Below are 26,861 nucleotides of genomic sequence, written 5' to 3' on the forward strand. Positions count from 1 at the left end.
CCACGTCTATCACATAAAATCGAGATTCATTATACTCAGCACAGCTTGGTCCGGGTAGATGACACGAGCGCAAATCTTCCATTCATCATCTACTCGCCGCAATTTATCCAGGCGCTCACCAAATACTCTGTAGTCATCGTGCGCTTGTCCTCGGTTGCGCAATATGAGGAAATTACTCCGCACATCTACTTCCTGTGCGCCTGGCGCCACTTCTTCAACCATAATATTCGAAATAAAGTGCCGATTTCGGGCTGGGGGGTCTTCCACCCAAGCGGATTTCATAGCCCGACGCGCGATTCGCAGCCGGATTGAATATATATCTTCCTCAAAAAATGCCGTCTCATCAATGATTGTATCGTTGCGCTTCTTCCGCTCACGCGTCGTGCGTTGAGGAACCCGATACATCACATCGTCGGTCAACAATGCGAGCCACTCCTCGTACTGTCTCCTGTCCAACAAAGACGACTCATAATAGAGAAAATGTGTAACCTCATTGAGTAACGCCCAATCGACCCTAGGTGTTCTTCGCACTCCCATCATAACTCCTCCTATTCTAAATGACTCCGAATCAATACACGGGTCAATTCGCCCGCAACAATCGGAGCCACTCCTCCCAGAAGTTCCGGATGGACGTGTCTAACAACCATGTAGGATAGGCAACGCCGGGACCCGGAAAGTTTTCATCCGGCTGCACCCTATCAAAACCCATGAGATAATTGAGGACATTGTCGTATCGGAGGTCTTTGTCGCGTGCCATAGACGCTTTACTGCATTCAGTAATTCTCGTCCAAATCTCGCAGTCATCTTCCTCCAATGTTCCAGACGGACCAAAAGAAATGATATATGCGCGGTTCGCCTGGTGTTTGTACGCCTCTGGTGCTTCTTTATCAATCAGGACCCAAGAACAAATTTCAATTTTATCCGGCGCAATGGGCCGCCAAACTCGCAAATTGACAAATGTAGTCACAAATTCATGACCAACACTCTGCGGAATACTCACCCACGACAAATTCGGAAAACAATTCCCAACATGAACTTGGAGATGCTCCAGAATACTCAACTGATCAGCGCTTAACTTGTGTTGAAACAATGGCCATAACTGATTCGGCAGTCCTTGATATTTAAAACTATCCATCCCAGGCGGATTGAGGACTAGATTGAGTCCATGCCCATGGTGCAGCTTAATTTGATAACCAAAACCAGCTTGCGATACAAAATCCGGACTGATTCCCATTTCCACGGTTGAACGATGCGCCGTCAAAGCATGGTAAGAATCCGCGCAAAAGTTCTCTGCGGTAACTTTCCAATTAGTTTGGACAACCCAACGCTGTGGAACGCCAAGCACCTCTAGCCCACCCTCTGTGCGATTTACCAAAATATCGAGATACCATTTCAAATTGCCTAGATATGATTCCAAAGGCATCGCGTTGACGTCCAAGTTGCCAAAAATAAGACCTGCATAAATCTCGAGTCTAGGTACTGGCCGCAAGGCCCATTCATCGCGAACCATCTCTTTTCCATAAACTTTGTTCCCTGCGGTTACGCCGATTAACTGTCCATCAGAGTCATAAGTCCATCCATGATATGGGCACGTGAACGCCTTGCTATTTCCATAGTCCGTTGTACAGAGTTTTGCACCTCGATGCGTACACGAATTCAAAAACGCCTGAATCTCACCGTCTTTATTCTTCGTCAACAGAATCGGGTCGTTGGCAATCCAGCGAGTCACGTAACTTCCTGGCTCGTGTAGCTCCGAAACATGCCCTAGATAGTTCCATGTCGTTCCGAATATTTTGTCTATCTCCATTTGAAAAATATCTGCATCGTACTTCACCCATTGAGGCAATTTTCCTTCGTCCAACTTCTCTTGAATGCGCTGCAACGTCTGATTGTCAATCATCGTGTTATGACCTCCTATGATAGCGCTTACAATTCTTTGTGGCTAAATTGTATCTTGCGCGCTTCACCAGCCACAACAGCACAACCATGCACAAAGTTTCTCAAATTCCTCATCATTTCGCGCTGCATAATACGGAATATTTTCATCTCCCCTGGGCGCAATGAGCTGTCTGTGGACCACCCAAAGAAGCACGACAAAAAAAATCGCCATACACTGGTCAGGGGCTGTGCCTGATACACCCACTTGACCACTCGCATAGCGATTTATCCATGACGACACGCCTTTTGGTTCGTCATATTTCAGTTCGGTTGGTTTAGCTCACCCGCTCCCCAGCAAGATGCTGTCACTCAGGGATATTCGGAAGCTCGCCTACAGTAGGAATGTTAATCACATGCAGTTCCGTATAAGCACTTAACCCTTCTACGCCATACTCACGGCCAATCCCCGATTGTTTTACGCCACCAAACGGGAAGCGAATATCAAGTCCTTGGATAGCCGCAGTATTAATCATTGTCGTACCTGCCTGGATGCGACGCGCGACGCGCAGCGCATGCGCTTCTTCTCCCCAAACGGAGCTCGTTAGTCCATAAATGCTATTGTTCACCAGTGAAATCACCTGCTCTTCATCGTCGTAAGGCAACACAGGAACCGTCGGCCCAAACTGTTCCTCCACGACAATCGGTGCATCGTAATCCACGTTCAACACAAGGCAAGGTTGCATAAAATATCCTTGATGAAATGCATCCACATCGACGATACTGCCTAGCGGAACGACTTTTGCACCGTGCTGCTCTGCATCATGGACGAGACTTTTCACATACTCCAATTGGCGTTTATTGTTAACCGGTCCAATCGTTACATTCGGATGAAACGGGTCCCCCACGCGTATCCACTGATTGGCCGCTGTGATATATGCCTCGACAAATCGGTCATATATGGAACGATGGACATAAACCCGCTTTGCTATCATGCATATTTGTCCCGCCGTCAGGAAATTGGAAATGACCAAACGGCGCATTGCGCGTGCATCTTGAACATCAAAGTCCGGAAGAATCACTGCCGCATCGTTGCCACCTAGCTCCAACGTCACATTTTTGAGCGTGCCTGCAGCTGTCTTCATAATCTGCCTTCCTGTTTCCGTACCACCCGTAAAGGCAACTTTTGCAACGAGCGGGTGGGAAGTCAGTTCAACCCCCACATCAGAGTCCCCATGAACCAAATTGATAACACCTGGCGGGAATTCCTCAGCCATCATTTCAATAGCTTTACTGACTGCGAGCGGTGCGTAGGGACTCGGCTTTAAAACAATGGTGTTGCCCGCCAACAGTGCCGGCGCAATTTTAATCGTGGACAAGGCAAGCGGATAGTTCCACGGGAAAATGGCCGAAACCACCCCAACCGGATCACGGGTAATGATCGTTTTGCCTGCCTCGTGAATTTCAACCTTATCTTGTAACACTTCCTTTGCAATAGAGCACGCGTGATTCATCCATAGCGTCGTCACGAACATCTCACCACCCGCGTCATACAGCGGTTTGCCATGCTCGCGGGAGAGTAGTTGCACCAATGTATCCGCGGAGTCCTGCAACCTGTCAATGGCTCGCTGCACGCGTTCAATCCGCTCATCAATGGAAGTACGCGCCCAAGGGATAAACGCCTCGGACGCTGCCTCAATGGCCCGGATTGCATCCTCCCGAGTATTCACAGGGCCATATCCCACGACTTCACTAGGATTCGACGGGTTTTCTCTCGCATAAGTCTTCTCCGTTTTGACCTTTTCTCCATTGATGATGGCATGTACAGTAATAGGTTCAGCCATGTTCATCCTTCTTTCTCAAACATGATTTATGATAATGAATGCGCTATCACAATAGAGTTGACGAATGATGTGGGAGTTGAACGTCTACTACGGCAGAACGACCACCCTGAACCACAGCCAGTGCTTCCTGCAACACATCTAGCAATGCACCCGGCTCCTTCACCTTTCGGGCAAAAGCGCCCCCTGCCGCTTCGGCAATCTTCGCCATATCCGGCTGTGGATCAAAGTCGGTATAAAACAGGTTGGTTTGTGCCGCAGCGCCTTTCGGGTGTACCGCGAGTGTAGACATCTTCGGTGCTTTCCATCCACCGTTGTTATAAATTACTGTAAGGAATGGGGTGTGATATTTATTTGCCACCCAGTGAACCGACGACGGCACACTGAACATATAAGTTCCGTCACCTACCAAATTGATAACCGTTTTTTGAGGCAATGCTAGCTTTATGCCGACAGCTGCACCCCCATTCCACCCCAGCGACCCGCCTCCACTGCTCTGCAACATACCTGCTCGATTCGCGCGAAGATGTTTGCATATGGTTGAAAAATTCGTAATCCCCTCCGACAACACAATCGTGTCGTCGTCCACAAGTTCCCGGACACACGACGTTAAATATTCCGGCGTAATGACATCGTCACGAGGAGTCTCGCCTATTTGCCACTCTGTTCTTTGTCGATTGTGAAAGTCCGTCACGCGTTGACGCCTCGTACGAATAAATCCATTGTCCAGATTTGCGATGGAATGAACACATTCGTTCAACTGCTGTAAGGCGATTGTCGCGTCCGCCGCGAAAAATTGCTTTGCGGGAATATACCAAAGAGGCATCTGATTCTTCAGCGGATCAACATCGATATAATAGACAACACAGTCGTTGTCCGGCTTATTCGTCGTGGGTATCCAGGGAATATCACTATCTATGACCAGCACGAAATCAGCGTTTGACAACAATTCATGCCTATCCCCGTTCCACTGATAACCACAATGCATTGGATTGTCAGATGGAAAATTCATGAAATTAGGGACGGACTCAATCACCGGAATGGCCAGACTATCACATAAGCGAACCAGCTCATCAACTGCTTCTACAGAGCGCCCAACATAAGACGTCACAATTAAAGGTTTCTTCGCACAAAGTAAATCATGAACAATGTCCCTGACCCCTGCAGGAGGTAATCCAGCTGGTGCAACCGGCCCCCACAAAGTGGTGTTTATCTCCACCGGGGATACCTCTTGCTCCATTGCCTCACGAGGCCCCATTAAATAAACGGGTCCCTTGGGATCACTCTTTGCAATCTGCAACGCACGGTGTACCAATTGCTTGACATTGGTGCCCGTTCGAATCTCGTTGTCATACTTCGTATAGCCTCTTACGATTCCTCGTTGATCAAATACGTCCTGAACCCAATGAATATATTCATTACGACTTCCTATTAGCTCATTTTCTTCCGTATACGGAGAGGCGCCTGCAAATATCAACACGGGCACTCTGCCCTTGGCTGCATTATGAATCGCACCACCGAGGTTTTGCGTACCACATTCCACATGCACAATCACCGCCTGCGGCTGCCCCGTCACTTGTGCATATCCGTGCGCCGCACTCAGGGCGACCATTTCATGCGGGCACGTGATGACGCTTGGATGCGTTTTCCCTAATTTCTCAAATTCCGCCAGACTCTCAATCAGCGCAGGGTGATCACTACCAAGATTGGCAAAGATATATGATACCCCCGCCTCTGACAGCGCTTCCAAAAATGCAGTACTCGTTGTATATTTCTGCATGAGCGATTCCTCCTGACGCACCTTATCGGTCACTTTACACTGTCAGCTGAATTAAACGGAAGACAATGATTCGGCGGCACAACACGCATCGAATAAACACAGACACTAGGACACCGTTGCTGCTTCGCCGTTAGAAAGTTTAGACATAGCCCTCCTTTGATTGACAAACAGCATCAATATCACACTGACCAAAACCACGATTGCGTCGAGCAACACAGCAGAATTCCAACTGCCCGTAGCATCACGGAGGGTTCCACCTAATGCAGGAGAGATGACCGCACCCATTTCACCGAACAGATTAAGCATGCCGAAGGCTGAACCCCGTTGCACTGAAGATGAAAAATCAGATACCATAGCATGCTGAATTGGTTGCATGAAGTTAAAGAAAAGACTCGTGATAAACAAAAGTACACCCATAACGAGTAGCGAGTTTCCGCCTTGGTATAAATAGATTGCGAAAACCAATGTCAAAACTCCTTGAATGAACGTAAAAGAAACCAAAAACGGCTTCCGACTCCATCCCTTACGAATAGCATAGTCAGATAGCCATCCTCCGACTGGATACCCTAGGATACCACCGACACCATTGAACGCCGCTGTCAAAGCGGCCTGCAAAAACGAACTGTGTGCGCCATCGGACACAATCGACACCGACCAGAAAGTAAAGAACCACAAATTCCACAACACAGCAATTGAGGCAATATTCAGTAACATGAGATCTTTGTTCTTTAATACAGAAGATAAACCTTTCCCCTTGTTTAGAAATGTAAATCCAATGAGCGCTAAAGCAAAAACCAATTCAATGACTGCTGTTCCCCAACTTGAGATTCCGATTCTATCCGCAATCATGAATATGGCCAGAATAATAATGAAAAACACGACACCATATTTGCCTACTCCAAACGTTGCTGCGGCATATGAAAACTTGCTGGTGTGTAACGTATGCGTGCGTCGAAAATACAAAACCATACAACCACCTAGGATAAGCGTAAGTCCACCTATCAAATAGAAAGGCATTCGCCATCCCTCGTTTGCCCCAAACACCGCTGACCCCCAATTAATCATAGAAGGAGCAAACAGCGTCTCCAAAGTGGCACCAATTGAAAATCCAGTAATCACCACCCCCATACCTAACCCGCGTTTTGCAAAGGGCGTCACCTCTGCGACCAAAGTACGGTCATTTGCAAAAAACATTCCATCCCCAATGCCGGTAATCACACGCACCGCAACAAATCCGATGAGCGTAGCCAGCAAGCCGCTCACAAGCGTTCCTAAACCACCGAGTAATAAACCAATAGCAATAATCTGGCGGTGCCCGAACTTATCTCCCAAATACCCGCCGGGAAATTGCATCAGCATATAGCCAGTAAACAAAACACTCCCAATCAACCCCCCTAACGCGTATGGATGAGCCGATGCGAGCAAGAATGCTACCTTGTGTTCAATCATCCATGTGACCACAGGTCCCGAAATAGAACGATCTGCCGCACTCACCATCCACCCCATAAACAGCAGCGTCCACATGCTTCGATAGTTTCTTGAAGAGATTGCTATCGAGCTCATCCAAATCCCCCTACCCTCAACTCAAGAGGCCTGTAATAGGAACCTGCCGAATGGTAAACATACCCACCCAAAAAGATAGCGCTTACATAATATGCATTTAAGACAACAATTTATTACTCTATTTCGATTTCAATATTGTCAACAATCCGCAGCAAAGATTTACCTGTATTCAATTTAAATATAACTTCTCACATGTCAACATGATAGTCAACAATTTTATCACTCTGTTCTCTCGCGTGTCTTGCGTTGCAAACTGTTAATCCATTCCAGCTCATGTTCGACGCGCGCCTTTTGAAAATGGACGACCTCCATCGCGAAAGGCATTTCTGGAGCCACACACTCAATGCTCCGATAGTACATCAGTTTTTCGTGTAAAACATCCTTTCGCTTCTGTAAAATTTCCTGCTGTGCTTTATAATCCAGCCTGTAAAGAAATGCTACTCGTACCAAAAATTCATTGTCACTCGATGCAAATTTACGAGGGAATTCACAAATCAGCGCTTGAAAGGCGCGTTCCCCAGCATCGGTTAAACAATACACGTTCTTATCAGGCTTCCCTTCACACTTCACAACTTCCTTGGAGATGACTCCCCTCTCAAGAAAACGCCGCAAAGCTGGATATAATAGGTTATTATTGATCTCAAATGCCTCACCAAGCGCCTCCTGAACGTCCTTCTTGATTTCGTAACCGTGCTTTGGACCTGACAACAGTTGACCCAAAATCAAAATTTCCGCAAACACGTGCATCACCTTTAAGTTTTTGTGAAGTCGTTGTAATCGTCCACTCCTATATGTTAGATTAACACATACAGCGACAAGTGTTAATTTAACATATGTTACTGTATCTTAGTGGGAGGAGACGCGAAGATGGCTTCAGCAAATTCCCCCATCCTCATTGAAAAGACAAAAACCCGACGTAACCACATTCAATAAGACACTGATAAAAAGACAAAATCAGAACAAGTTGTTCGTCACAAGCTAGGAGGATGCCTTCAACATGCAAAACCAGCGTGCACCGCACCTAAACCGAACCCTAATCATGGTTGTCATGATTTCAGGGGCGTTTGTATCCATCTTGAATGAAACGTTACTAAACGTGGCGCTGCCATCCATCATGAGAGAATTGCACATCTCGACCACGACAGCGCAGTGGCTAACCACAGGCTACATGCTCACCAATGGCGTTTTAATTCCCGCCAGTGCATTCTTGATTCAGCGGTTTAGTACCAGAACCCTATTTCTGACGGCCATGGGGCTCTTTTCGGCAGGAACGCTGATTGCTGCCGTGTCACCCGATTTGGCGTTTCTGCTCGTCGGTCGTGTCGTGCAAGCCAGTGGCGCAGCGATTATGCTCCCATTGTTGATGACCACCGTTCTCGCCATGTACGAACCACACGAGCGCGGCGGTGCAATGGGCATTATGGGGCTTGTCATCACATTCGCACCAGCCATTGGCCCAACCCTGTCTGGATGGTTGGTCGAGCACCACTCTTGGCGGATTCTATTCTTTGTCGTCTTGCCAGTGGCGATTTTAGATCTCCTATTCGCCGCCCTGTACCTTCGAAACTTCACGGAGACGCGCAAGACATCTATCAGCGTTCCATCGCTGATTTTATCAACGCTAGGCTTCGGGGGTATTCTGTACGGATTTAGTACAGCGGGTAACGTGGGATGGAGCAATGAACGAGTCTATATTTCACTCGCCATTGGCATCCTTTCGCTCGCCGCATTTACGATTCAACAACTTCGAATGCAAGAACCGATGTTGGAAGTCCGGGTGTTTCGCTACAGCATCTTTTCCCTGACGACCGCTATCAATGTCATGGTCATGATGGCCATGTTCTCATCCATGCTACTGTTCCCGCTATATTTGCAAAATGTCCATGGCTTCACATCTCTCCAATCCGGCCTGCTGGTCTTGCCTGGCGCAGCCATCATGGGCATTCTGTCGCCGATTACAGGTAAGTTATTCGATAAAATCGGGGCCCGCCCGCTCGCTATCGTCGGATCAGTTTTGACATTGGGGAGTATGTATCGTTTTTCGCGACTAACCGCGACGACCCATTACTCGACGCTCATCGCCACCTTCGCCATCATGATGGCAGGGATGTCCCTATTGATGATGCCGGTCATGACTGCAGGGTTGAATCAGCTGCCAAGTCGCTTACACGCGCATGGCACAGCGATGGGCAACACCCTGCAACAGGTTGCAGGTGCCATTGGAACGGCTTTACTCGTCACGGTGATGACACAAGGTACGAAAAGCCAGTATCAAAGTCTCACGTCGTCCACCGCCCACCCATTGACGACCCCCTCCGCAATGGCACAAGCGTACAAAGAGGCGACGGTGCATGGCATCGACCAGGCATTCCTTGTAAGCTGTATTTTTGCAGTCCTGGCCCTTATTGGGTCGTTCTTCATCCGCCGGCTCATTCAAAAAACTGAAACACAAGCCAGCAGTAAAAGGTTGCGGACAGTGAAAGACGCCTAAAGATGGGCCGAATCAATCAGTGCATCCAAGAGAGTTTGCGCATTCGCTGACTCTCTTTTTCTTGTGTCGTACAAAGATTTTAACTATCTATGCAGAAGTAAATCATGAGAATATGTATTATCCACCAAACGAATGGAGCGTCGTTATGCAGAACGAGGATTCATCCATGCCAAACACCGAATCAACCAACAAGATTCGCCTCGTTCTCCAATTTTACGTGGAGGATGGTATGGAATCACTAAAGAAGGAGGTCATTGTTGATGTCGATTCCTCAACACACAGCGATTCCGACACAGCGAGTCCATATCTGGTCATCAACCATCTCACGGCAGCCATTCTAAAGTTGCTTGGAGGGACGCCCTTGGTATCTGACCAGGAGGCGTCTGAGGCGACTCAACCGGGACACGAGTCACCAGTCAACGCAAAAATGTTTACCCCTCGAGAATTGGAGGTGCTCAGTTGTTTATTCCAAGGCGCCACCAACCCAGAGATATCCGAGAGACTTAATATCTCACACAACACCGTGAAATTCCATGTCAAGAACATTCTCGATAAATTACATGTCAAAAATCGCGTCGAATTGGCCGTAAAATATAAATCCTTAGACAACAACAACTAGTTTTTCCTCGACATTCTGTTGCGTGTATGGAAGTCAAATGAGTTCTCACATCTTATACACAAACCCTACCCGGATGGCTAGTTACCTTCAACCCACCCCGGGTTTACTGTGAAGTAGGCGCTTTACTTCACAGATAAAGGGGTTTGATCACATGCAAGCACCTATTTGGATCTATTTTATCGTCTTCGCCAAACTCATCATTCTCGCCACAGCACTTCTTGGGGGCGTGCCGGTACTGGAACGTCGCGTTCACAAGACAGAAGAAGCACTCGGTGGCATCACTCGCATTGTGAAAAAGGGATCAACGCGCTATGTTGAAATTATCCCTCAAGAAGAACAAACCGTTTTAACAAAAATGGCAAATTAACATCTGGTCCAGCCTACCAGGTAGCGCTCGAACCAAGCGCTTCAATCCAGAAGTTGCTTTCCGATAACCTTTCCGATATGGTGTTGTTATGACTGTAGCATCACTGGTATGTTCTTCTTGGGTCCTCCTACTGCACAGTAGGAGGACTACGTGTTTTATATCCTTGTGAGTCATTTAAACGACGCAATATCCGGCGCCGTGATGGAAACGATGTTGTAGGGAGGTTATGTTCCATGTCCAAACCACAAACGAACAAGTTACCTCCTGGTCAGGTGGAAACTTCAAAATTCCCCGTCATCCATTCTGGCCCCGTACCGGAAATTGACCTGAATACGTGGGATTTCCGTTTATTTGGATTGGTAAGCAAAGAAGTTCGTCTGACTTGGAATGACTTGATGGAACTGCCGAAGTATACCTCGACAAGTGACGCCCATTGTGTGACCACATGGTCCCACACAAATAATGACTGGGAGGGCGTTGCACTGCATACCATCATGAGCCTCGTCACCTTGGCTCCAGAAGCCAATTACGCGTTGGTACACGCGGAAGGCGGCTATACAGCCAGTTTACAAGTCGATGATTTACTACGTGAAGGTGTCATGCTGGCGTACAAGCACAACGGCGAGGTGCTATCACGGGATCACGGTTTCCCAGTTCGACTGATTGTTCCACACCTATATTTTTGGAAAAGTGCCAAGTGGGTTCGCGGTGTCGAACTGTTGGCCGAGCCTAGGCTAGGATTCTGGGAACAACGCGGCTACGATTTGTACGGTGACCCGTGGCGAGAACAACGATATCGAGATATGACAAATCGCACCTGACAGTTGCCATTTCGCCAGCGACACGCATCAACAAACCTGTACAACATCGAACTATTGTGGTGATGTTTCAGGCTTTAGGTTATGCCGGTCGTAATATTTCATCGTGTACCGGAAAAACACCATTTGAAGCGTCGTCGCAACTAGATACACAGAAAATGAATAGGGTAATTTCCACGTCGTGTACGTGTAAACGTGGAACAGCGTCGCCAGCCACTCAAAAAACTCCGCAAGCGCTGACCACCCAATGATGTACCCGACCAGCGCAAACCCTTTCGGATGAAACTTGTCATAGAGGTAGACCGAAAGCAGCGCAAATGGGCTATACATGAAATACGTGACGACATCCATCAATTCATATTTCTTATAATCGTTGATGTCATACATGTCCAATGGCGGGGTCATAATAGAGTGATCTAAGACGATAGCCACTGAAACGACAAACAGGACGACAAGTGTCGATACTGCACGAGGATATCTCTTCGGCAAAAGTGAGACACATAAAAACCCGAATACCGTGCACAAAATAATAAACCATTCATTCCCATCAAACCGAAGCGGCAACGGTAACAATTATCCCCTCTCCTTTCGCAGCATCTTGCGATACCAAAGCCAGGCATAATTCAGTACGACAAAGACGGCGAACCACTCAATGACGGACCACCAAAGATTCCACCGCGTATGTTCAAAGACCCCCAACACATCCGATAAATACTCAACGCCGATTAACACAGCAATGCCAACGGGGAGCCAAATCCATTTTTGATACGCTTTCATAGACGTGATATCGAAGTACCATACAATCAGCAAGGGCAAAATAACGATTCGAACCAATGTCAGAGCCAAATAATCAGATGGTGATTCAGTGAATTGATACATCCCCAAATTGAGTGTTACAACCGTCATGACATTGTGATCGAGAATCATAGCACACATCCAAATAAACATAATTTCAAACAAATGCAGGTGCTTCTTCGTCACCACGAAGGTGATAATCAAGATAATGGACAGTGAACAAAAGGACGAAAAGGCCAGATAAACCCCTCCATAATCCGTTTGGTTTTTTCATAAATTCTCCGCTTTTTTGACGTTTATTCCTATACTGGAAAATAAACTGCAAAAAGTGCTATCTTGGGTGAGGCCACGAGGAGAGATGAGGGAGTTCATCGATTTCCCAAGACGATGGGATATGGGTCCTGTTCGGTGCATACATTTAGAGTGCTGGCACGTAGAAGTACTCCCGAGGAAAAGGAAGGCGTAGGCCCCCGTGAATTCGCTAAGTCAAAAACTGTGTAAGCTCCACCTTACACGCGTGACCGCTCTTGCTTCTTGCGCTTCCATTGGCCAACCAGACGTACCATACCGGATGCGATTTGAAGCAGCAATGCGGCGATTTTCAGGGCAACCATGATGTCTTTCATGTTAGTCTCCCCCTTTATTTCAGGGGCCTAACGTCTCCTGATCCGATATATATTTTTCAGATTCCTTAATATTCCGTTGACAGACAAAATACCTCCATGTTAATTCCCAAAAGGATATCCCTTGTAATCCCATTTATTTTATTTGAATAACCAACTCATTTATTGTAAGGTATATACATCATGCATATGAAAGGGGGAGCCTCATTGGCTGTTTCCGATAAATATGTCAGCCTGGATACGCAAACACGTACCACATCTGACAACGGTAGTCCCAAAATCAATCGTGGATTTACAGCTTTTGCTCTCATTTTATTCGTCGTCGGCACACTCTATTTAGGATTCGCAGTGTCCTGGACCATGGCACTGCTTTATCTGGTGGGCGGGATTTTAGGTATCACCCTGTACCACGCGCGTTATGGATTCACCTCATCCTGGCGCAACTTCCTCACCAATGGCCGAGGTGTCGGAATACGTGCGCAGATGGTCATGTTTCTCATCGCAAATATTGTCTTTTTACCGATTCTCTTAGTTGGACATGCATTCGGCCACGCCGTAGCTGGCTATGTTTATCCTGTCGGATTTTCGCTCTTAGCAGGTGCATTCCTGTTTGGAATCGGTATGCAAGTTGCTGATGGCTGTGCTTCTGGTACGCTTTATCACACTGGCGGTGGCGATGTACGTGGTATTTTGACTATCATCGGTTTTGTCATCGGCTCTGTTCTTGGCAGCTGGAACTTTGCGTGGTGGCAGTCCACGCCCCACTTTCAGCCGGTATCATTTTTGATGACATTCGGCGACGTCGGGGGATTCCTGTTTAATGTGCTCCTCATGGCAATTGTGTTCGTGACGACCATTATCATCGAACGCAGAAAGCACGGCAAAATTGAGTCAATGGTTGCTGGCGGTAAGTCAGGGTTAAATGGCATTTTCCGCGGACCATGGTCTCTATTGGCTGGTTCCATCGTGTTGGCGCTCGGAAATGCAGTCGTGCTCTTACTCTCGGGTAAACCTTGGGGGGTCACTTCAGCATTTGCCCTGTGGGGCGCAAAAATGGGAACTTGGCTCGGAATTCCTGTGACAAGCTGGGGATACTGGCAGACACCAGCAAACGCGCATGCATTACATTCATCCGTTCTCTCTGACCCAACGACCATCTTGGACCTGGCTGTCATGTTCGGTGCACTACTTGCAGCCGCTGTGGCAGGTAAAATGCCACGTCCATATTTTCGCCGATTCCCAGCCCGCATGATCATCGGCGTGACCTTAGGTGGCATCATTATGGGTTACGGCGCTCGTATTTCGTTCGGTTGTAACATCGGCGCCTACACCGATGGCATTGCTTCCTTCAGTCTACATGGTTGGATTTGGATGATTTGTGCAATCGTAGGAAGTTCCATCGGTATCGCGCTGAGACCCCTCATTGCGCTGTCCACCAACCGCAAATAAGATTGTCGTTTGGCAATTGGCACACAACGCAATCCCCACTCGCTGAACAAGGCCCTACCGGAACGGTGGGGCCTTGTCGTTTCATCAGTCACTGTGCAGCAACGGCCAATTACGCATCCTTCATGTGAAACGGCTGCAATTGCTTGAATGTGATGTCCCTGATTTCTAACCCACTTAACCCGAAAAACAACTTCAAATACGCGTGTTTGTTGAAAAAGAACACTTCTCTTGTAAAAGATACCCATTGTCCGCCCGTTCCATTAAACGTAAACATCGTCGATGGCACATTATTTTGCAATAGAGTGACTGGCATTTGGGCAAGTTCTCCAGCAAATGAGCGAGCTGTGACGGTCACTTCATACTTACCAGGTTCTTCAAGCGCCACCGCGAATACATGAGAACTTCCTGTCGACGTGTCAATGTTTTCAAAGCTGATTTGCCCACCATCGACAATCGATTGATATGGCATATCAAAGTCCAATTCCTCATCGCTCGCTTCATCTAGCCCAACGACTTCCACAGAGCGTTCCGCGATACCAAGTGCCCGTTCCATCACTGGAGACCGCATGATAAATCGGCAGATGTTGGCGGCGCTACGCAATAATTCTCCTCGTGTTAACAACCCATCAGCAAGTGAAGACAACGTATTGTCATCCATTGGATTGGCATCCGGTTGCTCGACGACCATATACAGGTCGTTTTGCGCACGAATCATTGCGGCCGTATTGTTCCTGGATGGTGCTCCCCCTTCATCATTGATTTTGGCCCACCAATCAGTCATGACCACACCATTAAATCCCCACTCATCGCGGAGAATACGCGTATTTTGGTCATAGAGTCCCGCAGTCCACACGCCATTAACTGCCCCGTAGGTGGTCATGATAGCATAGGCCCCAGCTTCTTTGACCGCGATTTCAAAGCCCTTGAGGTAAATTTCCCGCAACGCTCGCTCCGAGACAATCGAATTCAGGTCATGCCTATGAAACTCTTGGTTGTTCGCGCAGAAGTGCTTAAGCGTTCCAGTTACACCCACACGATGCATCCCTTTTAACTGCGCCGCAGCCATTTTGCCTGTAAGCAATGGATCCTCGGAGAAATATTCAAAATTCCGCCCGTTTAGTGGATTGCGATGGATATTCATCCCTGGACCAAGCAGCGTATCAATTCGGTTCTTACGCAGTTCCATTCCTGTCATCTCATACAGTTCTTCCATGAGCGCCAAGTTAAAAGTACAAGCCAACAGTGTTCCATTCGGAAGCGAAAACGCTGTCGTCCCACAGTCCATGCGAATCCCCGAAGGGCCGTCAGAACAACAGGCTGCCGGAATGCAAAACGCATTCAACCGGTCTGATACCCCGCCAAAAGCACCCGCAGTGCCTGGTGTGACCTTTGGCGAATTCATCCCTTCCCCACGAACCATACAAGCCAAATCATCATCTGTCAGTTGGTCTAGGAAAGCATCCAGAGACACCTTTTGATGATAGACATCGACCAGTGTATACCCTTTGTCTCCTGTGTATTCTCGATTTTTCGGGCGCTCAGCAAGGCGCCGCGCTTCGCTGTTCGCCGTGCGCAAAGGAACTTCTTCAAATGTCACGATATAACCCGTTTCCGAAGATACCGGTTTCATTCGAGTAAACGCAGTGAGCGGTGCCATATTCTCGCTAAGACGCGAAATCACGCGCAGCGCGTCGACCTGGTATTCAAAACAAGGCGTGGCGGATCGAACATCGGTGCCCGCATAGATACGATACGTACCGGATTCCAAAACATAGCAGGATTGATAGCCCGTTACACCCCCATCGTCATAGCAAGCCAAATCCCCGACTGGAATGGAGTAAGTTAATACTTCACTTGCGCCGACCTCAATCGTGCTCGTTTTCGCGAAGGCAATAAGACTACGAGCTGGATTCCCCAGCAGTCCTTGTGGCTTTTCTACATAAATCTGAACGACTTCTTTGCCAGGGACAGGACCAGTATTTGAAACCTTTACAGATATTTCAATACAACCATCTGATTCCGATGCTGCTACAACCTCTGTTTGAAACGTGGTATAGGATAGACCAAACCCAAAGGGATAGAGTACTTTATCTTTTGCAAAGGTTTCAAAATAGCGATAGCCAACATAGATATCTTCTTGATAGATAGCCTTGTCCTCATGACCAAAGTTTACGGTAGACGGGTAATCATCAATTGATTGCGCAATTGTGTCCGCCAGTTTACCGGATGGGGCTACTTGACCAATCAGCACGTCTAACAGCCCGTCCCCGCCCTCCATTCCACCCTGCCATGCGTAGAGGACGGCACTAGGATGAAATTCGGATACCCACTGCATATCGATGATATTTCCGACATTTAAGACCACGACAGTCTTCTCAAACGCCCTGCAAACTTTCTGAAGCATGTCCCGCTCTGTATCCGTGAGCAAGTAACTGCCCGGATTTGCGCTATTATCCCTGTCTTCTCCGGCTGTTCGCCCAATCATAATGAGCGCCAAGTCAGACTTGGCAGCAGCTTGTGAAACAATCTCGTCACAAACCGGCATCTCTTGTTGCGACCACGGCTCTCCTGCCCAACCCGTTCCTTTATCAAACGGGTTGTCTTCTAACCATGCTTCGTAAACTTGAAGTAATTCGTCATTCAACTGAATCTCGTCGCAACGCTGCAAAGCGTCTAACGGCGTCGTGACATGCGTGACGTTGACCATGCCACCTGAACCCGTTCCACTTTTATAATAGGCGAACTGATTTCGGCCAAAGACAGATACGGTACTACCAGCCTTTATCGGTAACGTGTCCTGTTCATTTCTTAATAAAACAGCCCCCTCTGCAATCGCAGTACGGGCCAACGCGCGATACTGATTCCAATCCAGCGTATATTGCGACATCGAACATCCTCCTAAAACACACGACATTGGCCGACCGAGATTCATCCCCTTTTCGATGAATGCGAGCGCCATCATTTTGATGCAGAGTATAAGAAAGCGATTACCGCTATACTACCGCATTACGTTGAAAAAAATAAGAACTTTAACAGATGACCGTTGATACCCACAAAACGAATGAATGTCGCACGAACCTATAGCTGGACAGATGCCATCTGTTCAAAATTCGACACAGATCATCAAAATTCTCCATTTTATCACGAAAGGACGAACCGATGACTTATCTACCTCCGGCGCAAGTGGCGCATTACGCTTATGATGCAGGGTTTCGAGGTAATTCTTTGGTTACCGCGGTCGCGATTGCCGGCAGCGAATCTTCATTCAACCCTTCCGCGACCAGTCCTGCAAATACCTGTCTGGGTCTGTGGCAAATCAATAAAGTACACGACACAGCAAACCCCTCCGCCCTTTATGATCCAAGTGATAACGCGAAAATGGCGTATTCTATCAGCGACCATGGAACAAATTGGCGGGCATGGAGTACGTATACAAACGGATCGTACAAAAAGTATTTAAGTGTTGCAAAGACAGCCGCAAAAGCGGTCGCCAATCCGTCATATCCTAGCGTCAATGTGGAAGTGGACGGCCAGGCGTTTTCTGCTATCGCAGTCAACAATGAGACCTATCTCCTATGGACAGCGTTGTCCAAGTGGGGCATTCCATACAAGTATCTCGGTAACGGTAAATTTTCCATTCAGGGGCAAACCGTGCAAGGAGTTGTCGACGATGGCAACACCTATCTCAATTGGAGCTCCATACCTGATATTCAGGTAACCAAGGTGAACGGAGAATTTAGCTTCACCGACAGCTATTAGGATGTTACCAACACGCGCTCCGGCTGTTTACGGTGGCGGTGCTTGCGCTGTAGGCGTAAGTTTTCCACTGGCGGCGAAGGCGGATTGCCTTCGTCCGTCATGATGGACAAAAAATGGTTGTGAAGGCGATAGCAAGCCATTCACATACCCAACAATGGGACCAACACCGGGGCCAGCGCGAGCGTGATAAATGCCGCAGTCACCATCGACAAACTCGCGCAGGTGCCTTCCATCTGTCCAATCTCGAAGGCGCGAGCTGTCCCCAGTCCGTGGCAGCCCATGCCGAACAGTGTGCCCTTGGCGACGGACGACTGAATTCGGCAGACGCGAATAATCAAGGGACCGAGAATCACGCCGGACAATCCCGTGATAATTACGAACACCGCAGTCAACGCAGGGATTCCTCCCAGCGTCTGCGAGATATCCATAGCGATGGGCGTTGTGACTGATCTCGGCGCGACACTAAGCGTAATGTTTCCATTCAAGTGCATGACGCGCGCCAGCATGACCGAGGAAGTCACTGCCACCGTCGCGCCGCACGCCAAACTGAGCAGAAATTCTGCAACGTGCCGTTTCAGTACGTCAAAATGGCGATACAGCGGGATAGCCAAAGCGACCGTCGCTGGGTTAAGCATGTCTGCCAACAATTTGCTCCGAGAAAAGTACGTCGAATACGACATATGTGTACAGAGCAATACCACGATAATGGCGATCAGACACGTTATCATTGGATTAAGCAATACAAATCGAACTTTTTTATATAATTTTTTACATCCCCAGTAGAACAGCACCGTCATCATCAAGCCCACCCACATCAACAGGACGAAGCCTCCTCTTTGGCGTATCTTGACTTCACTTTCCGTCGCTGTCTCGACTTCCATATGGTTTCCGCGATAGCTCCGGTAAAGACCATAACGAGTGCTGTGCTGGTGACGATGGTCACCACAATTTGAATGCCTTGATGCAGCATCAGGTGCCCATAGGAGAGGATGCCAACCGAAGACGGAACGAAGAACAACAGCATTTCGCGAATGAGCCAGTCGCCTCCAGATGAAACCCATTCCAGCTTCACAATTTTGAATTTCAACAACAGAAATAAGATAATGAGTCCCCAAATACTTCCTGGAATTGGTGCGTGCAACACCTTGGATATCCATGTACCGATCTCGCTAAGTCCAAACAAACACGCGACTTGCAGGATCATCCAAAAAATGCACGACACTTTAGATGATATAGTCGCAAACAATCAAAACCCTCCTTTCTCGTTTAGAATATGCTTCATCATGATGTTCGTCTAATATATAAAAAACGCCTAATTAAGTCGTAAAACAAATCGATTGTAAAGGGGAATCCAATGTGGAACTTCGGCAATTGGAGTACTTTATCGCGGTAGCAGAAGAATTACATTTTGGCCGTGCCGCATCGCGACTGGAAATGACGCAGCCACCCCTCAGCCAACAAATACGCCAACTCGAAGATGAGCTCGGTGTACGCCTGTTTCATCGAACCAATCGCCGTGTCGAATTATCGGACGCAGGGCGCGTGTATCTCGGTGAGGTGCGGCACATTTTGGCCTTACTTCAACAGGCAGGACAGATGGCGCAAAAGGCGCAACTAGGCAAAATGGGCAGGCTCGTTCTCGGGTTCGTTGGTTCCGCGACATACGATGTGTTGCCAAACGTCATTCGCGCGTACCAAGACCAGTACCCTGATGTTGATCTCGTTCTGCACGAGATGCCCACGCCAGAGCAAGTTGACGCATTGCTAAACGGCACCATCGACGTGGGCGTGCTACGCCCACCGACGTCCCATCCAGCGTTGACGGTTCGCACCATTCGGCGAGACCAATGCGTGGCAGTCGTTCCGGTCTCCCATCGTTTAGCTGCGGAGAAAACCATCACTATGAAGCAGCTGCGGAGGGAACAACTCATTTTGGTATCGAGATCGATATGGCCTGGCCTATACGATAGCATCGTGACACTTTTTCACGAAGAAGGGGTCAGCCCAACCATTCGCCTTGAGGTGACAGAGGTTCAGACCGTCGTCGGATTCGTGGCTGCAGGGATTGGGGTCAGTATTTTACCGGGATCGACACAGCACGTTCACACGCGCGACGTCCGCTATTTGCCCATCACAGGTGAAGCGCCTCAAGTAGAGATGGGCGTCGCTTGGCGTCGCGGGAATCCATCAGAGGTACTTAAGCAATTTCTCGCCGGAATCGACAAGATGGCCGTTCGCACGGGCGAGCAGACGCGTTGAACTGGCAACAACGGATTGCGATATTCCATTCCTCGCACATGAATACCTAATCCTCCAAAACCAATTGAGTAAAGCAGGCACAGCCGCTATCATGAATACAGGTGTTCATCAGGAGGGGAGCAGGTTGAATCAAGTACACACAGTACAAGAAGAGATGCGTGAGATGGAACAAACACGAGAGAAATTGGCGAAGAGGATCACTCAAATTTGCAGCCACGACGGATTTCACGATACAGCCATCCCATCACTTCGCCTCATTCGGCGTTCACAAGTCACCGAGCCGATGTACACCCTGCACGAACCAGCGCTGTGCATTATCGTCCAGGGCAAAAAAATATCCATGTTAGCTGACGAAAGCTATCTGTACGGGCCGTCCGACTACCTCGTCGTATCCGTTGACCTACCTGTCTCAGGCGAGGTTATTGAAGCGAGCCCAGACATGCCGTACCTGTGTATACGGATGGAAATTGACCCCCATCAGGTGCTGGATGTGATGAAAGAATCCAATTTAACGCCGCAAAAGACTGAAAGTACACGTAGAGGGCTCTATGTCAGTCAGGCGAGCCACAGCTTATTGGACGCCGCAATGCGACTAGTCAACCTGCTGGACACCCCTGTTGACATCCCAGTGCTTGCACCACTCATCACGCGAGAAATTCTGTACCGTATTTTGAATAGCGACCAAGGGGAGTCCTTAAAGCAAATCGCGATGACTGGCAGCCATTCATATCGAATTGCACAAGTCATTCACAAAATTAAGCGGGATTACGCACAACCACTGCGGATTGAGGAGCTAGCGACATTGGCTCACATGAGCCCTTCGTCACTGCACCGTTATTTTAAAGATGTCACGGCAATGAGCCCGTTACAATATCAAAAACAAGTGAGACTCCAGGAAGCCCGCCGCATCTTGCTGACAGAGGCAACCGATGCAGCCGAAGTCGCCTTTCGCGTGGGCTACGACAGTCCATCCCAATTTAGCCGTGAATACGCGCGCATGTTCGGCTTGCCTCCCATCAGTGATATCAAACGCCTGCGCAAGTCACTCCTAGCGTCGGGATCGTAAAGGGCCCAAAACAAGCCGTCTTATTCGTGGGGTGATCTAATGTTTAGAATAAAGAACCGTTTTGCATCATGGCTGGCGGCACTGTTTATGTTCACCATAGGCCTGTCTACAGCACTGCCGGCAACAGTGGTACGCGCCCAAACAACACCCGTTGCCGTCCATACCGCCTGATCACAGTCTCTTACCAAAATCACACAAAATAAGTCCGGTTTGCGGCGTTTCAACGATGCCCGCAAACCGGTCCCCTTCAAATTCTAGCCGCTATTCGTACAATCCGTTCCTGCACTCCATCAGAGTGATTATAACACCCACAAAATATCTTCTGGCTCCATCCTGATCATGAAGCCTTGCGGGAAATATCCTCGCATGTCATGTACAATAAAAACCGATGTCATGACCACACAGAAGAAAGGATGTACCTTCATGCCGACCATCAAGCAGCTAGAACAATACGCAGACGTTCTCATTCGGATTGGCCTCAACATTCAGCCGGGCCAACCGTTAACCATTCGAACCCCTATTGAGGCCGCTGAATTCGTCCGCATTCTGACCGCGCGTGCCTACGCGGCGGGTGCGGGCACTGTAAACATTGATTGGAGTGATCCAATCATCAAACAAATCCGCCTAAAGCAAGAATCTGAAGAAAATCTGCAACGTATCGCCAATTGGGTTGTTCAAAAAGGCGAAGAAGAATGTGATAACAACACCGCATTTCTAACCATCGCTGCAGAAGATCCAGATCTTTTGGCCGACGTTGATCCCAAAAAAATTGCGCTCTATTCCAAAGCACACGGCGCCGCTATGAAAAAATTCATGCAAAACTTCATGGAAGACCGTGTAAGTTGGCTGGTGTGCTCGATTCCTACGGCGAAGTGGGCGACAAAAATGTTCCCTGGCGACTCAGAAGAAGTAGCCGTTCAAAAAATGTGGGACGCTATTTTCGATGTCATGCGAATGAACGAAGATGACCCTGTCGCAGCCTGGAACGCCCATCTCGATAGCCTCGAAGCACGCGCAAAGTTTCTGAATGACAACCACTTTCAGCGCCTGCACTACAAAGGTCCTGGCACAGATCTCAAAGTCACTCTCCCCAAGCGTCACTTCTGGCAAGCCGCTCGCAGTGTCAACGCCCAGAACGACTGGTTTGTGGCCAATTTGCCAACAGAAGAAGTGTTCACACTGCCTCAGCGCGACGGGGTCGACGGCGTTGTCAAAAGCACGATGCCCCTCGCCTATGGCGGCGTTGTCATCGAAGAACTGGCACTCACGTTTGAACATGGTCGTATCATCGACTACACAGCAAAAACCGGCTACGAGACGCTGAAGGAATTAATTGAGACCGATGAGGGTTCCCATTTTCTCGGTGAGATTGCGCTGGTTCCGGTAGACTCCCCCATCTCGAATCGAAACCAGTTATTCTACAACACCTTATTTGACGAAAATGCATCGTGCCACATCGCCATTGGCAAAGCCTACCCCACGTGCCTTGTCGGAGGCAAAGATATGTCCGAAGAGGAGCAGTACGCGAACGGCGCGAACGACAGCATTACCCACGTCGATTTCATGATAGGTTCATCTGAACTCGACATCGACGGTGAAACGGCGGACGGATCGATTATCCCACTGTTCCGCAAGGGAAACTGGGTAATATAATGGGATACAAAGCATCAAAGGTTGGCATTTCCGGGTACAAACTCGGAAATGCCAACTACTTTTTCAACAATAAGTAGATAAAATATGGCGCACCAATGAGCGCAATCATCACCCCGGCAGGAATACCATCCGGTGGAACGACGTTATGCCCAATACAGTCAGCGACTAAGAGCAACCAGCCCCCCATGAGTAACGCAATTGGCAAAAATAATTGATGCCTCGGACCGACGAGAGATTTCGCCAGGTGCGGCGCAATCAACCCAACAAACGCTATGCCACCCGTGACTGAGACCGCTGCCGCTGCCAACGCGACGGCGGTAAAGAGTAGCGTTAGGCGCTCTCTTTCAATCGCCAAACCGACACCCCTCGCCACATTCGGATGTAAGCCCAGGATGTTCAACCGATTCGCCTTATACAGCGTGAACGGGATCAATCCGACGAGCCAAGGCAAAATGGCCCAAATAAACGGCCAGCTCGTTCCCCAAATATCGCCCGCCAACCATTGCGCGATGAAATTGACCTTTTCGTCGTCAGAAGAGGAAATCAGAATGACCATCAACCCTGACAATGCCAACGAAAAACCGACACCGACAAGGACTAGCCTGACGGGTTCAAGTCCCGTCTTTCGCTGGTATGAGAAAACATAAATAAAAACGGCCGTAACAACAGCGCCGACAAACGCAACGGCGGGCAATATGTACGAAAATGTCCCTTCGTCAATCGGAAAAAATAAATAGAAAACCGTGATGGCCACCCCAGCACCCGAGTTGATACCAATGATGCCCGGATCAGCCAGATCATTTTTCGTAATACCTTGTAAAATCGCTCCAGAGACCGCGAGCGCCATACCAGACAAAATCGTGATGAGCATACGTGGCAAACGAATACCGTATAAAATAAAGCTATCATCAAACGATGCACGCCCGAACAAAGTCGGGACGATTTCACGATAGGAAACACCCGAACTGCCGAGTCCCAACCCAATAAAGGCGGTCAGTAAGGTAAGTCCGATTAGGCTAATCAGAATCAATCTCTGTTTCCTCACAACTGCTGGATGTATCACGAGAACGCCTTGCCCCCTTTACGCACGACAAATAAGAAGAAGGGTAGGCCCAATACTGCGATAATCGTCGCTACAGGTGTTTCGTAAGGAGCATTCAAGGTTCTGCCAAGCGTGTCCGCGAGAGACAAAAAACTCGCGCCGAAAACCGCTGACATTGGAATGATTGAGCGGTAATCCGTCCCCACGATTGCCCTCACCATATGCGGAATCATCAGCCCAATGAAGGTCAAATCGCCAACGAGCGCAACGGATGCACCTGCCAACAACACGATTACAATATAGAGAATCACCTTGACTTGTGTGACCCTTTGTCCTAGGCCAACCGCAATGTCTTCATCCAAGCTCAATACCGTGAGCTGGCGAGACAAAAGCATGGCAACGAAAATTCCTACCATAATAAATGGAACAACGGCCTCGAGCTGATCCCACGAAGTTCCAAGTAATCCCCCTGCGGTCCACATCGACACACTTTTTGAGATTTTAAAGGTCAGTGCAACGCCCTGTGCGACAGCGTCCAGAAAAGCCGACACGGCAGCGCCCGCTAAAACAATTCGAAAGGGAGAAAACCCACCTTTTTTCGCAGCGCCAATTCCGAAGACCATCAACATCCCAAGCGCGGCTCCGACAAAACACGCAAGCGTAATTCCCATATAATTCATCGAAGGAACAAAGGCAATGCTTAACGCAAGCGCTGCGTTCGCACCTGACGTTAAGCCAAGCAATCCCGGATCTGCGAGTGGATTTCTCGTCATGCCTTGCATGATTGCTCCCGAGACAGACAGCGCCGCCCCCACAACAATCGCCCCCACTTCACGGGGAAGGCGAATCTCGCGAATAATGTTCTCGGCCTCGTTATTCTCATGAGAGGTAAGGGCAAGCCAGATATCCGGTATGGTAATCTTCGCGGCCCCTGCGTGAATCGCCAAGATAAAGCACAACATCAGCACGAATATTCCAATGATTAATTTGTACGTAACGCTAAACAAATTCTTTCGCATCGTCATTTTATCCTCGCATTTTCCGCATGCTGACGAGTCACTGTCCGAGGAATGCCTTTTTAAAGAAATCCAATTGATAATCCAACGAAATCGGATCAGTATGGCTGAACGCCACATCATTCACTACAAATACATGATGATTTTTCACAGCCGGAATGTCCTTGTATGCCTGTGTCTTCTCAAAGGAAGTGTCCGAGCCTGGCTCTAAACTCAAAATGACATAATCTCCACAATATTGCGGAAGAACCTCTTGTGAAATATTATAATACCCCGGCTTCAGTGCCTTTTCTTGGACGATAGTCGGCATCTTCAGATGCATGGCCTGGTACAATATCTCCGTTCCCCTGCCCCAATTATTACCGAATACATAAAACTGCTTCCCCGATGTTCCAACCACCGACACGGTCGCATTATCGCCAATCTTCGCTTTAATTTTCTCCCCCAAAGCCGTCGCGCGCTTTTGGAAACTCGCAACCCATGCCTTCGCTTTAGCTTCCTGATTTACCAGCTTTCCAATGGCTACTATCTGCTGCAAATAGTTTAGCTTTCCGTATGTATACGCCACTGTAGGCGCAATCTTCTGTAACCTATCAATATTTTTGGTAGTGGAATAGCAAATAATTAAGTCTGGCTTGAGTGCAGCAATCTTCTCGAGGTCATCCGCCGACACCTCTGCAACGCCTTTTAAATAGGGTTTATAATACGGGTTCTGCTCTGCCCAAGAGTCTACACCAACCACATGGACTCCCAGCTTCATGACATCTCCCGGATCAATATCTATCACAACCACTCGTTTCGGGTGAGCCGGTACTTGAATGGGGCCGTTTTCCGACTGATATGTGACCATGTCAGTCGCACGGCTCGTCACCGAGCCACTCGTGTTACTCGACGTGCTGGCCGAACAGCCACTAACGAACGCTAAGAGTAACAAAAGCATCGGTAGAAATACCGTCAGTTTCCTCATCGTGCGCAACCTCATTGTATTCATCGTTCTCCTCTTCCTTCAGCAAGTTATACGTAATGCACATCGGTTTATCCGTTTGTGGATCTCGCCCAATCACAGCACGAATCTGAAAAACTGCGCGTAGTACGTCGTCCGTGATAACTTCCTCACTCGATCCCGCCTTGACGATTTCCCCATCCTTCATGGCAATGATATAGTCGGCAAAGCGCGCAGCCTGATTGATGTCGTGAAGCACCATCACAATCGTTCTTTCCTGCTCCCGATTGAGCTTCTGCAACAGTTCTAGAACTTCCAATTGGTGAGCCATATCCAAATAGGTCGTCGGCTCATCCAAAAAGATGATGTCTGTTTCCTGAGCTAGTGCCATCGCGATCCACACGCGCTGTCGCTGACCCCCTGACAGAGAATCGACCGAGTGGTGCCGATACTCCGAGACGCCCGTTTGATGCATTGCCCACTGGATGACATCAAGGTCCTTTTGAGCCAAACGACCAAATGCCCCTTGATACGGAAATCTACCGTACGAAACCAGTTCTGCGACCGTAAGCCCGTTCGGACTTTCCGGAGACTGCGGAAGAATCGCCATCTTCCTGGCTAAATCTTTCGTACTTTCTTTGGAAATGCTTTCGCCGTCTAGATAGACCGCGCCCGACTGAGGCGAAATCAATCGCGTTAATGCTTTTAGCAACGTCGATTTACCACAACCGTTCGAACCGATAATGGTAGTAATCTTCTTGTCAGGAATATCAATCGTTAGATCTTGAACAATCAACCGATCACCATAGCCAATATTTAACCGGTCCGTATGTAAGCGATGCATCACGATCCCCCTATTCAATGGAGTGAATCCAACATCGGTACATCTAAGTAAATGGTGA

Annotated in this window: 24 protein-coding genes; 9 read left to right on the forward strand and 15 right to left on the reverse strand. The window is 48.5% G+C overall.

Going from position 1 to position 26,861, the window contains the following annotated elements:
* Positions 1-9: 9 nt before the first annotated feature.
* The 6 genes from J3482_RS00255 to J3482_RS00280 form a co-directional block, all read right to left on the reverse strand.
* On the reverse strand, positions 10-537 hold the full coding sequence (locus tag J3482_RS00255; protein WP_188332143.1) for a 3-phenylpropionate/cinnamic acid dioxygenase subunit beta: 528 nt from the start codon (positions 535-537) through the stop codon (positions 10-12).
* Between the two features lie 43 nt (positions 538-580).
* Entirely contained in the window at positions 581-1,900 is a 1,320-nt protein-coding gene (locus J3482_RS00260; protein WP_206921884.1) for an aromatic ring-hydroxylating oxygenase subunit alpha, read from the reverse strand.
* Positions 1,901-2,243: 343 nt separating this feature from the next.
* Positions 2,244-3,719 (reverse strand): aldehyde dehydrogenase family protein, encoded by a 1,476-nt coding sequence (locus J3482_RS00265; RefSeq protein ID WP_146821932.1) that lies wholly within the window; start codon positions 3,717-3,719, stop codon positions 2,244-2,246.
* Positions 3,720-3,765: 46 nt separating this feature from the next.
* Positions 3,766-5,496: a thiamine pyrophosphate-requiring protein gene (locus J3482_RS00270; RefSeq protein ID WP_206921885.1), complete on the reverse strand. Its 1,731-nt coding sequence runs from the start codon at positions 5,494-5,496 to the stop codon at positions 3,766-3,768.
* 105 nt (positions 5,497-5,601) lie between these two features.
* Positions 5,602-7,059, reverse strand: coding sequence for an MFS transporter (locus tag J3482_RS00275; protein ID WP_236017718.1), 1,458 nt, complete (start codon positions 7,057-7,059; stop codon positions 5,602-5,604).
* Positions 7,060-7,278: 219 nt separating this feature from the next.
* Entirely contained in the window at positions 7,279-7,800 is a 522-nt protein-coding gene (locus J3482_RS00280; protein ID WP_206921886.1) for a PadR family transcriptional regulator, read from the reverse strand.
* A gap of 256 nt (positions 7,801-8,056) precedes the next feature.
* Here J3482_RS00280 and J3482_RS00285 point away from each other — a divergent pair, with 256 nt between their 5' ends.
* From J3482_RS00285 to J3482_RS00300, 4 genes are all read left to right on the forward strand, one after another.
* Positions 8,057-9,550: a DHA2 family efflux MFS transporter permease subunit gene (locus tag J3482_RS00285; RefSeq protein WP_146821928.1), complete on the forward strand. Its 1,494-nt coding sequence runs from the start codon at positions 8,057-8,059 to the stop codon at positions 9,548-9,550.
* 166 nt (positions 9,551-9,716) lie between these two features.
* Positions 9,717-10,169: a helix-turn-helix domain-containing protein gene (locus J3482_RS00290; protein ID WP_188332142.1), complete on the forward strand. Its 453-nt coding sequence runs from the start codon at positions 9,717-9,719 to the stop codon at positions 10,167-10,169.
* Positions 10,170-10,320: 151 nt separating this feature from the next.
* Positions 10,321-10,536, forward strand: coding sequence for a hypothetical protein (locus J3482_RS00295; protein ID WP_146821926.1), 216 nt, complete (start codon positions 10,321-10,323; stop codon positions 10,534-10,536).
* Positions 10,537-10,769: 233 nt separating this feature from the next.
* Positions 10,770-11,357, forward strand: a complete 588-nt coding sequence (locus J3482_RS00300) for a sulfite oxidase-like oxidoreductase (protein ID WP_146821925.1) — start codon at positions 10,770-10,772, stop codon at positions 11,355-11,357.
* Between the two features lie 51 nt (positions 11,358-11,408).
* Here J3482_RS00300 and J3482_RS00305 read toward each other — a convergent pair whose 3' ends face one another.
* Both J3482_RS00305 and J3482_RS00310 read right to left on the reverse strand, forming a co-directional pair.
* A complete protein-coding gene (locus tag J3482_RS00305; RefSeq protein ID WP_146821924.1) occupies positions 11,409-11,927 on the reverse strand; it encodes a hypothetical protein in 519 nt (172 codons plus the stop codon).
* A complete protein-coding gene (locus tag J3482_RS00310; RefSeq protein WP_206921887.1) occupies positions 11,928-12,314 on the reverse strand; it encodes a hypothetical protein in 387 nt (128 codons plus the stop codon).
* 665 nt (positions 12,315-12,979) lie between these two features.
* Between J3482_RS00310 and J3482_RS00315 the strand changes: the two genes are divergently transcribed.
* A complete protein-coding gene (locus tag J3482_RS00315) occupies positions 12,980-14,221 on the forward strand; it encodes a YeeE/YedE family protein (RefSeq protein WP_223204033.1) in 1,242 nt (413 codons plus the stop codon).
* Positions 14,222-14,330: 109 nt separating this feature from the next.
* On the opposite strand, the gene J3482_RS00320 is transcribed toward J3482_RS00315, so the two are convergent.
* Entirely contained in the window at positions 14,331-17,108 is a 2,778-nt protein-coding gene (locus J3482_RS00320; protein ID WP_206921888.1) for a glycoside hydrolase family 3 protein, read from the reverse strand.
* 272 nt (positions 17,109-17,380) lie between these two features.
* On the opposite strand from J3482_RS00320, the gene J3482_RS00325 reads away from it, so the two are divergent.
* Positions 17,381-17,980, forward strand: coding sequence for a transglycosylase SLT domain-containing protein (locus J3482_RS00325; protein ID WP_146821921.1), 600 nt, complete (start codon positions 17,381-17,383; stop codon positions 17,978-17,980).
* Positions 17,981-18,120: 140 nt separating this feature from the next.
* Here the strand turns inward: J3482_RS00325 and J3482_RS00330 are convergent, their stop codons facing one another.
* Both J3482_RS00330 and J3482_RS00335 read right to left on the reverse strand, forming a co-directional pair.
* Positions 18,121-18,795, reverse strand: a complete 675-nt coding sequence (locus J3482_RS00330; protein WP_146821949.1) for an LrgB family protein — start codon at positions 18,793-18,795, stop codon at positions 18,121-18,123.
* Complete coding sequence (locus J3482_RS00335) at positions 18,795-19,226, reverse strand: CidA/LrgA family protein (RefSeq protein WP_223204032.1); 432 nt, start codon at positions 19,224-19,226, stop codon at positions 18,795-18,797. Before J3482_RS00335 ends, J3482_RS00330 begins: the two co-directional genes overlap by 1 nt.
* Positions 19,227-19,336: 110 nt before the next feature.
* On the opposite strand from J3482_RS00335, the gene J3482_RS00340 reads away from it, so the two are divergent.
* From J3482_RS00340 to J3482_RS00350, 3 genes are all read left to right on the forward strand, one after another.
* Positions 19,337-20,239, forward strand: coding sequence for a LysR family transcriptional regulator (locus tag J3482_RS00340; protein ID WP_146821920.1), 903 nt, complete (start codon positions 19,337-19,339; stop codon positions 20,237-20,239).
* A gap of 154 nt (positions 20,240-20,393) precedes the next feature.
* Positions 20,394-21,305: an AraC family transcriptional regulator gene (locus tag J3482_RS00345; RefSeq protein WP_146821947.1), complete on the forward strand. Its 912-nt coding sequence runs from the start codon at positions 20,394-20,396 to the stop codon at positions 21,303-21,305.
* A 423-nt stretch (positions 21,306-21,728) separates the two neighbouring features.
* Positions 21,729-22,958 carry an aminopeptidase gene (locus J3482_RS00350; RefSeq protein ID WP_146821919.1) on the forward strand — a complete coding sequence of 410 codons (1,230 nt, stop codon included), beginning with the start codon at positions 21,729-21,731 and terminating at the stop codon, positions 22,956-22,958.
* A 55-nt stretch (positions 22,959-23,013) separates the two neighbouring features.
* On the opposite strand, the gene J3482_RS00355 is transcribed toward J3482_RS00350, so the two are convergent.
* The 4 genes from J3482_RS00355 to J3482_RS00370 are packed head-to-tail and all read right to left on the reverse strand — an operon-like array spanning position 23,014 to position 26,803.
* Positions 23,014-24,021 carry a FecCD family ABC transporter permease gene (locus tag J3482_RS00355; RefSeq protein WP_206921889.1) on the reverse strand — a complete coding sequence of 336 codons (1,008 nt, stop codon included), beginning with the start codon at positions 24,019-24,021 and terminating at the stop codon, positions 23,014-23,016.
* The gene (locus J3482_RS00360; RefSeq protein ID WP_146821917.1) at positions 24,018-25,025 is read right to left on the reverse strand and encodes a FecCD family ABC transporter permease; all 1,008 of its coding nucleotides are present in this window, start codon (positions 25,023-25,025) and stop codon (positions 24,018-24,020) included. The genes J3482_RS00355 and J3482_RS00360 overlap by 4 nt, the downstream gene beginning before the upstream one ends.
* Before the next feature lie 31 nt (positions 25,026-25,056).
* Positions 25,057-25,983, reverse strand: coding sequence for an iron-hydroxamate ABC transporter substrate-binding protein (locus tag J3482_RS00365; protein ID WP_206921890.1), 927 nt, complete (start codon positions 25,981-25,983; stop codon positions 25,057-25,059).
* Positions 25,928-26,803, reverse strand: coding sequence for an ABC transporter ATP-binding protein (locus J3482_RS00370; protein WP_146821915.1), 876 nt, complete (start codon positions 26,801-26,803; stop codon positions 25,928-25,930). Before J3482_RS00370 ends, J3482_RS00365 begins: the two co-directional genes overlap by 56 nt.
* Positions 26,804-26,861: the final 58 nt, after the last annotated feature.

This window comes from Alicyclobacillus suci, assembly GCF_017329615.1.
In the GTDB taxonomy this organism is placed as follows: Bacteria; Bacillota; Bacilli; order Alicyclobacillales; family Alicyclobacillaceae; genus Alicyclobacillus; species Alicyclobacillus suci.

Coding starts and splice junctions, on each gene's coding strand:
- J3482_RS00295 (WP_146821926.1), top strand. CDS start 10,321: ATGCAAGCACCTATTTGGATCTATTTTATCGTCTTCGCCAAACTCATC.
- J3482_RS00290 (WP_188332142.1), top strand. CDS start 9,717: ATGCCAAACACCGAATCAACCAACAAGATTCGCCTCGTTCTCCAATTT.
- J3482_RS00350 (WP_146821919.1), top strand. CDS start 21,729: ATGCCGACCATCAAGCAGCTAGAACAATACGCAGACGTTCTCATTCGG.
- J3482_RS00345 (WP_146821947.1), top strand. CDS start 20,394: ATGCGTGAGATGGAACAAACACGAGAGAAATTGGCGAAGAGGATCACT.
- J3482_RS00275 (WP_236017718.1), bottom strand. CDS start 7,059: ATGAGCTCGATAGCAATCTCTTCAAGAAACTATCGAAGCATGTGGACG.
- J3482_RS00255 (WP_188332143.1), bottom strand. CDS start 537: ATGGGAGTGCGAAGAACACCTAGGGTCGATTGGGCGTTACTCAATGAG.
- J3482_RS00370 (WP_146821915.1), bottom strand. CDS start 26,803: ATGCATCGCTTACATACGGACCGGTTAAATATTGGCTATGGTGATCGG.
- J3482_RS00320 (WP_206921888.1), bottom strand. CDS start 17,108: ATGTCGCAATATACGCTGGATTGGAATCAGTATCGCGCGTTGGCCCGT.
- J3482_RS00265 (WP_146821932.1), bottom strand. CDS start 3,719: ATGGCTGAACCTATTACTGTACATGCCATCATCAATGGAGAAAAGGTC.
- J3482_RS00300 (WP_146821925.1), top strand. CDS start 10,770: ATGTCCAAACCACAAACGAACAAGTTACCTCCTGGTCAGGTGGAAACT.
- J3482_RS00360 (WP_146821917.1), bottom strand. CDS start 25,025: ATGACGATGCGAAAGAATTTGTTTAGCGTTACGTACAAATTAATCATT.
- J3482_RS00330 (WP_146821949.1), bottom strand. CDS start 18,795: ATGTGGGTGGGCTTGATGATGACGGTGCTGTTCTACTGGGGATGTAAA.
- J3482_RS00270 (WP_206921885.1), bottom strand. CDS start 5,496: ATGCAGAAATATACAACGAGTACTGCATTTTTGGAAGCGCTGTCAGAG.
- J3482_RS00325 (WP_146821921.1), top strand. CDS start 17,381: ATGACTTATCTACCTCCGGCGCAAGTGGCGCATTACGCTTATGATGCA.
- J3482_RS00285 (WP_146821928.1), top strand. CDS start 8,057: ATGCAAAACCAGCGTGCACCGCACCTAAACCGAACCCTAATCATGGTT.
- J3482_RS00260 (WP_206921884.1), bottom strand. CDS start 1,900: ATGATTGACAATCAGACGTTGCAGCGCATTCAAGAGAAGTTGGACGAA.
- J3482_RS00365 (WP_206921890.1), bottom strand. CDS start 25,983: ATGAGGAAACTGACGGTATTTCTACCGATGCTTTTGTTACTCTTAGCG.